The following is a 9329-nucleotide window of genomic DNA, read 5'->3' as shown; positions in this document are numbered from 1 at the left end:
GGTGGCTACGACGGGATTCGAACCTGTGACCCCATCATTATGAGTGATGTGCTCTAACCAGCTGAGCTACGTAGCCAAAACCATATTTTTTGTTCTCAACGCTTTGTTGCCTTGTCGTTGGGAACGGCGCGCATTATGCGAAGTTGAGTGAGATCCGTCAACAGTTTTTTTTAATAAATTTCGGAAAAAACCTCGTTCGCTTCCTTTTTAAACAAAGAGGCGTGTTTATGATCTAAAACTGGAAATAAATTAGCTTGTAGTTGCGTAATTTATTTTTGTTCATTTACTTAAGGTATTAAAAAAGCCAGCTTAACAGCTGGCTTTTAGTGTAAATGAAGTGTTTAGAATTCATTCATTTAATTAAACATTGAAGCGGAAGTGTACAACATCACCATCTTTTACGATGTAGTCTTTACCTTCTAGACGCCATTTACCTGCGTCTTTTGCGCCATTTTCACCATTGAATTGGATGAAATCGTCGTAACCGACTACTTCTGCACGAATAAAGCCTTTCTCGAAGTCAGTGTGGATCTTACCTGCCGCCTGAGGCGCAGTTGCACCAACAGGGATTGTCCAAGCACGTACTTCTTTAACACCTGCTGTGAAGTAGGTGTGTAGAGTCAGTAGTTCGTAACCAGAGCGAATTACACGGTTCAGACCTGGCTCTTCGATCCCCATATCTGCTAGGAATTCTTCGCGATCTTCATCTTCTAGTTCAGATAGTTCAGATTCGATAGCTGCACATACAGGTACAACGACATTGTTTTCTTTTTCTGCGAACTCACGAACCGCATCTAGATATGGATTATTTTCGAAGCCATCTTCGTTTACGTTTGCAATGTACATAGTTGGCTTCAGTGTTAGGAAGTTTAGATAGCCGATTGCTGCTAACTCTTCTTTAGATAGCTCAACTGTGCGTGCCATGCCGCCTTCAGTTAGTACTGGTAACAGTTTTTCTAGTACGGTTAGTTCAAATTTTGCGTCTTTATCGCCGCCTTTTGCCTTCTTCGCGTTACGTTGAATCGCTCGCTCACAAGAATCTAGGTCAGCCATTGCAAGTTCGAGGTTGATCACTTCGATATCTTCGATAGGTGAAACTTTACCTGAAACATGAACAATGTTTTCGTTTTCAAAACAACGTACAACGTGGCCAATCGCGTCTGTTTCACGGATGTTAGCTAGGAATTTGTTACCTAAACCTTCACCACGTGATGCACCAGCAACAAGACCAGCGATGTCCACGAACTCCATCGTCGTTGGAAGAACTCTCTGTGGGTTAACGATCTTAGCTAGTGCGTCTAGACGTAGATCTGGCACAGGAACCACACCAGTGTTTGGTTCAATGGTACAGAACGGGAAGTTTGCTGCTTCGATACCCGCTTTAGTTAGTGCGTTGAACAGAGTTGATTTACCTACGTTAGGTAGACCAACGATGCCACATTTAAAACCCATGATAGTAACCTTATTCAGCTTTGAACGTGTGGAGGCGATTTTGTGCTTTAGATAGGCCATCCTTAATCAGGATATCTAGACAACGAACAGCCTCATCAGCTGCTGCATCTAAAAGCTCTTGCTCTTTAGCTGGCGCTTTACCTAATACAAAACCCGCCACTTTATCTTTGTGTCCCGGATGACCAATGCCAATACGAAGACGATAAAAATCTTTGTTATTGCCCAGTTTGCTAATGGTGTCACGCAGACCGTTGTGTCCACCGTGACCCCCACCTTTTTTAAACTTAGCGACACCTGGCGGTAAGTCTAGCTCGTCATGAGCAACCATGATCTCTTCAGGTTTAATTTGATAAAATTTCGCAAGCGCAGCGATCGATTTACCTGATAGATTCATGAAGGTGGTTGGGATAAGCAAACGGAGATCCTGGCCATTGACCATAATGCGTCCTGTTAGACCAAAAAACTTTGGTTCGTTCTTCAGTGTAACGTTGTGAACGCGTGCTAATTCTTCTACAACCCAAGCGCCCGCATTGTGACGAGTTCTGGCGTATTCTGGTCCCGGATTAGCAAGACCAACAAGAAGTTTGATTGGTTGAGTCAAGGTTAGGATCTCTCTGGAATCTCAAAAAGCGCAGTATGATAGCACAGAATTCTCGCAGTGGGCGACCAAGGGATTTTCTGCCTATCGATACAAATAAAAAAACACCCCAAAGAGGGGTGCTTTTGAAATCAGTTTAACTGAAATGTTCGTATTAGTTGAACATTGCAGAGATTGACTCTTCGTTGCTGATACGACGAATCGCTTCAGCCAGCATGCGAGATAGGCTTAGTGTTGTCACTTTACCTGTTGCAGCCATCTCTTTAGACAGAGAGATAGAGTCAGTTACGATAACTTGGTCAAGAACTGAGTTCTTGATGTTATCCGCAGCGTTGCCTGAGAATACTGCGTGAGTAGCGTAAGCGAATACACGCTTAGCACCGCGCTCTTTTAGTGCTTCAGCTGCTTTACATAGTGTGCCACCTGTGTCGATCATGTCATCAACGATCACACAGTCACGACCTTCAACATCACCGATTAGGTTCATTACTTCAGAAACGTTTGCACGTGGACGACGCTTATCTACGATTGCGATGTCGATGTCGCCTAGTGCTTTTGCTGTTGCACGAGCACGAACAACGCCACCTAGGTCAGGAGATACCACTACAGGGTTATCTAGACCGCGAGCCTGCATATCTTCAAGTAGCACTGGCGTGCCGAAGATGTTGTCTACAGGTACATCGAAGAAGCCTTGAATTTGCTCTGCGTGTAGGTCGATAGTTAGAACGCGGTCAACACCAACGTTAGATAGGAAATCAGCAACAACTTTTGCAGTAATTGGCACACGCGCAGAACGTACACGACGGTCTTGGCGAGCGTAGCCGAAGTAAGGGATAACTGCAGTGATACGGCCTGCTGAAGCACGGCGCATTGCATCAATCATAACAACCAATTCCATTAGGTTGTCGTTAGTCGGTGCACAAGTGGATTGAATGATGAAAACATCGCTACCACGAACATTCTCATTGATTTGAACTGCAACTTCGCCATCAGAAAAGCGAGAAACAGATGCATCACCAAGAGAGATGTAAAGACGATCAGCAATACGTTGGGCTAGTTCAGGTGTTGCGTTACCAGCAAATAGCTTCATATCAGGCACGGTGGAAACCTCGGGTTTGCGTCCAGTTTAAATAGGTCGGTGTGAGGCTGATTGGTATTCAGCCAAAGTCTCTTTTAATGGCGAAATATTGCGCCCTTGAGCGACAAATGCCGAGACTTTATCAGAGAGTTGTGCAAGGATAGTTTCTGCTTCAGATTTGCTCGAAAATTCAGCAAAAACGCAAGATCCTGTCCCCGTCAATCTTGACGGCGCGTATTGTAGCAGCCAAGAAAGTTGCTTATCAACCTCTGGGTAGAGCATTCGTACAATTTTTTCGCAATCGTTTACGCTTGGCGTATTTAAAAGTGTTTCTAGATCTCGTTTTGGGGTGTTTCGCGTTAGATCTGGATGACAAAAAACGTCGACGGTTGCGATAGATACATTCGGTCTGACGACTAAATACCACTTTTCTTCGGGATAAGCAGGAGAGAGTTTTTCACCAACACCTTCAGCAAAAGCTGCAAATCCGCGCACAAATACGGGCACGTCTGCGCCTAGTTTTAAACCTATTTCAGCCAGTTCGTCGTCAGTTAGATTCAGTTGCCATAAGTAATTCAGTGCCACTAATGCTGTAGCAGCATTCGATGAGCCCCCACCAATGCCTCCACCCATAGGCAGCACTTTCTGTAGCTCAATATGCGCGCCAAAAGGGCAGTTTGAGTAAGCTTGAAGCGCGGTTGCTGCTTTCCAAATTAAATTGTCTTGAAGGGGCACACCTTCTATGTCTGGAGAAATCGTAATATCACCAGAATGGTTCGCTTGAATGGTGAGCTCATCGCCGTGATCGACGAATTGGAATAACGTTTGTAACTCGTGGTAGCCATTCTCTGTACGGCCGTTGATATATAGAAAGAGATTCAATTTCGCTGGTGATGGCCAGCGTGTTGAAAGTTCAATCATTGGGTGATGTTCCATTTTGTGATCACTAGATTTATTTTGACATCAGCTGTGGTGAGTTTCAGCTTATTTGGCAGAGGGAGAGACTGTTCATGCCATTGAACGTCGCCATATCGTTGATATGCAATGCTCCAATCATTTAAACCAATTTGTTTGTTTAACGCTTGCAGTGTATTGGTTGGAGACAGTTGGAATTTGTCGGCATCGGTCGGTAGACCTAATAGCCAGTCAGGCATGTGATCGACGGGCATCATCAACCCTGTAAGACGGTAAATCAGCTGGTTAGCACTGCGAGAAGAAAGGACCTGATCGTCGTAAGTTTCTACTGTGGCGCCTTGTGGGGTGATGGTGAGCTTTAATGCCGTTTGTCCGAGAATCGTTGTTAAACGCAACTGGCTTAGTGCTGAAGAATGTTTCCAGTAGAAGTTTAAATTTTGTCTTTGGTCTGGGCCAATATAACCAAGTTTCCCCGTTGCTTGAAAATCTTGGATGGTTTCGAGTCGCTGCTCATGAGCTTGCCATTCAACGCTGGTAACACTTTCAGGAACGGACGAACAACCAGCGAGCAGTAAGCTCGACAAGAAAAAAAGAATAAAGGAGCGTAACGTCATGTTTGATGGCTTATTAATCAGTTTCATCGGGAATCGCTCACAACTATAGCATTGAAAAGTCGCACTTAGGAAAACAAATCCGGCTTACCCTTTCAATAAATGCGTGCTTACAGTAAAATTCTGGACCTATTTTATAACCTATCCCAGAGATACCACGTTAGATGTCCTTGCTTGCTATTGGAATTAATCACAATACAGCGTCTGTCGACTTGCGAGAGAAGGTGGCGTTTGGTCCGGATAAACTCGGCCCTGCACTCGAGCAACTTAGAGAGCACGAAGCAGTTAACGGCAGTGTGATTGTTTCAACCTGTAACCGAACTGAGTTGTACTGCGATGTTAAGCAAGGAGCGCGAAACAAGTTGATCGATTGGCTTGCTCAATTTCATCAAGTGAGCCGCGAAGATTTAATGCCGAGTTTGTATGTTCATGAAGAGCAAGCAGCAATAAAGCATTTGATGCGCGTATCGTGCGGTCTTGACTCTCTGGTGTTGGGTGAGCCTCAAATTTTGGGGCAGGTAAAGCAAGCATTTTCTGACTCGCGAGATCATCAAGCCGTCGATGCCTCGATTGATAAACTGTTTCAAAAGACGTTCTCAGTCGCCAAACGGGTAAGAACAGAGACAGATATTGGTGGTAATGCCGTGTCCGTGGCTTATGCGGCATGTACACTGGCAAAACATATTTTTGAGTCGTTATCAGATTCAACCGTGCTTTTGGTTGGTGCGGGTGAGACGATTGAATTGGTCGCGAAGCATTTAGCGTCCAACGGTTGCACAAAAATGATTGTCGCGAACCGCACTAAAGAGCGCGCGCAAGGCTTAGCGGACCAATTTGGCGCAGAAGTGATCAGTTTGAACGAAATTCCTGAACATTTGGCGAAAGCGGATATTGTGATTAGCTCAACGGCGAGCCCATTGCCTATTATTGGCAAAGGTATGGTCGAAACGGCTCTAAAGCAGCGCCGGCATCAACCTATCTTGTTGGTCGATATTGCGGTGCCGCGAGATGTAGAGTCGGAAGTCGGTGAACTGAACGACGCATATCTGTATTCTGTTGATGACTTGCAATCTATCATCGACAGCAACATTGAGCAGCGTAAAGTCGAAGCGATTCAAGCTGAAGCGATTGTTAGTGAAGAAAGCGCTGCATTTATGACATGGTTGCGTTCACTGCAAGCCGTCGATAGTATTCGCGACTATCGCAAATCAGCCAACGAAATTCGTGAAGAGTTACTGAGCAAAAGTTTGCAATCTTTAGCGGCAGGCGCAGATCCGGAGAAAGTGCTGCGCGAGCTGAGTAATAAACTCACCAACAAACTGATTCACGCTCCAACTCGCGCATTGCAAAGTGCAGCAGAGCAAGGCGAACCAGCAAAATTAACGATTATCCGCCAAACACTTGGCTTGGATGATCTATAACTCACGCTTTTTATTAAGAAAACGACACTATGAAAGCCTCTATTCTGACTAAGCTAGAAACGCTAGTAGAACGTTACGAAGAAGTTCAACATCTTCTTGGTGATCCTGATGTAATTGGAAATCAGGACAAATTCCGTGCTCTATCAAGAGAGTACTCTCAGCTAGAAGAAGTAACCAAGTGCTTCCAAGCTTATCAACAAGCACAAGAAGATCTTGTCGCCGCTGAAGAGATGGCAAACGAAGACGACGAAGAAATGCGTGAAATGGCGCAAGAAGAAATCAAAGAAGCGAAAGCGACGATTGAGCGTCTTACTGATGAGTTACAGATTCTTCTTCTGCCAAAAGATCCGAACGATGATCGTAACTGTTTCCTAGAAATTCGTGCAGGTGCGGGTGGCGACGAAGCGGGTATCTTCGCGGGTGATCTATTCCGTATGTACAGCAAGTACGCAGAAAAGCGTGGCTGGCGCATCGAAGTCATGTCTTCAAACGAGGCTGAGCACGGTGGTTACAAAGAGATGATCGCAAAAGTGAGCGGCGACGGTGCATACGGCGTGTTGAAATTTGAGTCAGGCGGTCACCGTGTACAGCGTGTTCCTGCAACTGAATCTCAAGGCCGTGTGCATACTTCTGCTTGTACAGTAGCAGTAATGGCGGAAATCCCTGAAGCGGATCTGCCTGAAATCAAAGCAGCAGACCTGAAAATCGATACGTTCCGTGCATCTGGCGCGGGTGGTCAGCACGTTAACACCACGGATTCTGCAATTCGTATTACCCACTTACCAACGGGTACGGTAGTAGAGTGTCAGGATGAGCGTTCACAGCACAAGAACAAAGCGAAAGCAATGGCTGTTCTTGCTGCTCGTATCGTTCAAGCGGAAGAAGAGCGTCGTGCCGCAGAAGTGTCTGATACACGTCGTAACCTTCTAGGTTCTGGTGACCGTAGTGACCGTATTCGTACATACAACTACCCACAAGGTCGTGTGTCTGATCACCGTATCAACCTAACCATCTATCGTTTGAACGAAGTGATGGAAGGTGACCTGCAGAGCTTGATTGATCCTGTGATTCAAGAGCACCAAGCAGACCAACTTGCGGCGCTCGCAGAGAACGGCTAATCGATGAGCCAAGTTCAATCGATTGAGCAAGCACTGAAAAGTGCGACGGCGAAACTGGCAGAAGGCGGCAAAGAGTCGCCTTCTCTCGATGCAGCTGTACTCCTTTGCCATGTCCTTGGCAAACCACGAACTTATCTACTGACCTGGCCAGAAAAAGCATTAGAAGCAGAGCAACAAGCAAAATTCGACGCTCTACTTGAACGACGTTTAACTGGTGAACCCGTCGCTTATATTATTGGTGAGCGAGAGTTTTGGTCTTTACCGTTCAAAGTTTCTCCCTCTACCTTGATCCCAAGACCGGATACAGAACGTTTGGTCGAAGTTGCACTCGATAAGACCTACGAGCAGACTGGGCCTATTTTAGATCTTGGAACGGGGACGGGGGCAATTGCTATCGCACTCGCATCTGAAATGCCAAAACGTCAAGTAATGGGCGTAGATCTCAAACAAGAAGCGAAAGCACTTGCAGAGTACAATGCTGAGCAGCTAAACATCAAAAATGTGACCTTTGCTCAAGGCAGTTGGTTTGAGCCTATTACAGAAGGTACGAAGTTTGCTTTAATTGTCTCCAACCCGCCATATATTGATGAAAAAGATCCACATTTATCCCAAGGTGATGTGCGCTTTGAGCCAAAATCTGCATTAGTTGCTAAAGAGAATGGCTTAGCTGATATTCGTCATATCTCGGATCTTGCTCGTCAGTATCTTGAAGTGGGCGGTTGGCTGGCATTTGAGCATGGTTATGATCAAGGTGAGGCGGTGCGTGAGATAATGCGTGGCTTTGGTTACCAACAGGTCGCTACGGAAAAAGATTATGGCGGTAACGATCGAGTAACACTTGGTTGTCTGGCCAGTTAATCATGGAAGTCAGCAAACACTAACTAAAAAGAGAAGAAAAATGTACGTAGCTCTAAAACACATACACTTAGTGACGATCGCTCTCAGCGCGACGCTACTATCGATCCGATTCGTGTTAATGATGATGAACTCACCGAAGCGAAATAATCGCTTTTTGAAAGTGTTTCCCCACATCGTTGATACTGCATTGCTAGTGTCAGGTATCGCGCTTATTTTCATTACTGGTTTCATCCCGTTTACCGATGCCGCACCGTGGTTAACAAACAAAATCACCTGCGTACTGGCGTACATTGCGCTTGGATTCTTCTCATTGAAACTTGCGAAAAACAACCTACTGAAGATATTTGGCTTTTTCGGCGCATTAGGTTGGTTGGTCATGGCTGCAAACATTGCTGTGTCTAAGAGCCCTACGTTATTTGGATAGACGTCATGTTAGAGTTTTTTGACGAAGATTTTGACAATATACCGTTGGTGGAAGGTGCGCTTGAGCTAAACAAAGCGATTAACCCAGAAACCAAAGTACATTGGGCGAAACAAGAGTTAGAGCGTCTTTACAAAGATGCAGAAGCCACGCTTGTTCATGAAACCGATGAAGAGCAACGATTTGATGCATTCCTACGACTGTTTTTCCACGAGTGGGGATTCAAAGGCGACGAGCAGGAATACTTTATTTCGGACAACAGCTTCATCGATAAAGTGTTGGAGCGCAGAAAAGGTATTCCTGTGAGCTTAGGTTCGATTTTGTTATACCTAGGCAAAAAGCTGGGGTTCCCGTTGAAGGGAGTTACTTTCCCTACTCAGTTCCTGTTAAAAGTCGACTGGATGCATAAGAAGCCAGACTACATCAACCCATTTAATGGTGAGTATGTAGGTGAAAGGATTCTTCAAGCTTGGCTTATTGGCCAGGAAGGACCGCTAGCTCAGCTAAAGGCTGAACATTTTGAGGAAGCTGACAACCCAACAATTATTGGTCGCTGGTTGGCATTGATTAAAAGTGCGATGTTGCGTGAAGAGCATTATACGCTGGCATTACGTTGTACAAATCTTGCTCTAACGTTTGTGCCAGATGACCCATACGAAATTCGTGACCGTGGTTTTATTTTCCAACAGCTAGAGTGCCCTCAAGTAGCGGTATCAGATTTTCAGTACTTTATTGACCAATGCCCTGACGATCCGGCTTCCGAGCTACTAAAATCACAAGTTAATGTGATGAGTGAAACGCACGTCACACTTCACTAATTTTATCGATGTGCCGAACTGTGGCGTATCGTGGACAGA

10 protein-coding genes and 1 tRNA gene are annotated in these 9329 nt (G+C 45.3%); 5 read left to right on the top strand and 6 right to left on the bottom strand.

The window, feature by feature from the left end; genetic code table 11:
- Positions 1–2: 2 nt before the first annotated feature.
- The 6 genes from R8N28_RS19785 to lolB form a co-directional block, all read right to left on the bottom strand.
- A tRNA-Met gene (locus R8N28_RS19785) sits at positions 3–76 on the bottom strand.
- A gap of 284 nt (positions 77–360) precedes the next feature.
- Complete coding sequence (ychF, locus tag R8N28_RS19780) at positions 361–1452, bottom strand: redox-regulated ATPase YchF (RefSeq protein WP_005393178.1); 1092 nt, start codon at positions 1450–1452, stop codon at positions 361–363.
- Between the two features lie 10 nt (positions 1453–1462).
- A complete protein-coding gene (pth, locus tag R8N28_RS19775; RefSeq protein WP_042524127.1) occupies positions 1463–2053 on the bottom strand; it encodes an aminoacyl-tRNA hydrolase in 591 nt (196 codons plus the stop codon).
- 151 nt (positions 2054–2204) lie between these two features.
- A complete protein-coding gene (locus R8N28_RS19770) occupies positions 2205–3149 on the bottom strand; it encodes a ribose-phosphate pyrophosphokinase (protein WP_005393176.1) in 945 nt (314 codons plus the stop codon).
- A 27-nt stretch (positions 3150–3176) separates the two neighbouring features.
- The gene (gene ispE / locus R8N28_RS19765) at positions 3177–4049 is read right to left on the bottom strand and encodes a 4-(cytidine 5'-diphospho)-2-C-methyl-D-erythritol kinase (RefSeq protein WP_042524125.1); all 873 of its coding nucleotides are present in this window, start codon (positions 4047–4049) and stop codon (positions 3177–3179) included.
- A complete protein-coding gene (gene lolB, locus R8N28_RS19760; RefSeq protein ID WP_017634843.1) occupies positions 4046–4684 on the bottom strand; it encodes a lipoprotein insertase outer membrane protein LolB in 639 nt (212 codons plus the stop codon). The genes ispE and lolB overlap by 4 nt, the downstream gene beginning before the upstream one ends.
- A gap of 134 nt (positions 4685–4818) precedes the next feature.
- On the opposite strand from lolB, the gene hemA reads away from it, so the two are divergent.
- Genes hemA through R8N28_RS19735 form a run of 5 tightly spaced genes read left to right on the top strand, consistent with a single transcriptional unit; the run spans position 4819 to position 9290 of the window.
- Entirely contained in the window at positions 4819–6075 is a 1257-nt protein-coding gene (gene hemA, locus R8N28_RS19755; protein ID WP_005384104.1) for a glutamyl-tRNA reductase, read from the top strand.
- Positions 6076–6104: 29 nt separating this feature from the next.
- Complete coding sequence (prfA, locus tag R8N28_RS19750) at positions 6105–7193, top strand: peptide chain release factor 1 (RefSeq protein ID WP_005382222.1); 1089 nt, start codon at positions 6105–6107, stop codon at positions 7191–7193.
- 3 nt (positions 7194–7196) lie between these two features.
- Positions 7197–8051 (top strand): peptide chain release factor N(5)-glutamine methyltransferase, encoded by an 855-nt coding sequence (gene prmC / locus R8N28_RS19745; protein ID WP_042524123.1) that lies wholly within the window; start codon positions 7197–7199, stop codon positions 8049–8051.
- A 40-nt stretch (positions 8052–8091) separates the two neighbouring features.
- Positions 8092–8475, top strand: a complete 384-nt coding sequence (locus R8N28_RS19740; RefSeq protein WP_005382225.1) for a SirB2 family protein — start codon at positions 8092–8094, stop codon at positions 8473–8475.
- A 5-nt stretch (positions 8476–8480) separates the two neighbouring features.
- On the top strand, positions 8481–9290 hold the full coding sequence (locus R8N28_RS19735; protein ID WP_042524122.1) for a SirB1 family protein: 810 nt from the start codon (positions 8481–8483) through the stop codon (positions 9288–9290).
- Positions 9291–9329: the final 39 nt, after the last annotated feature.

It is taken from the genome of Vibrio sp. Vb1554 (genome assembly GCF_033344235.1).
Note: the sequence above shows the minus strand (reverse complement) of the source record. Positions and strands in the feature narration are given on the sequence as shown.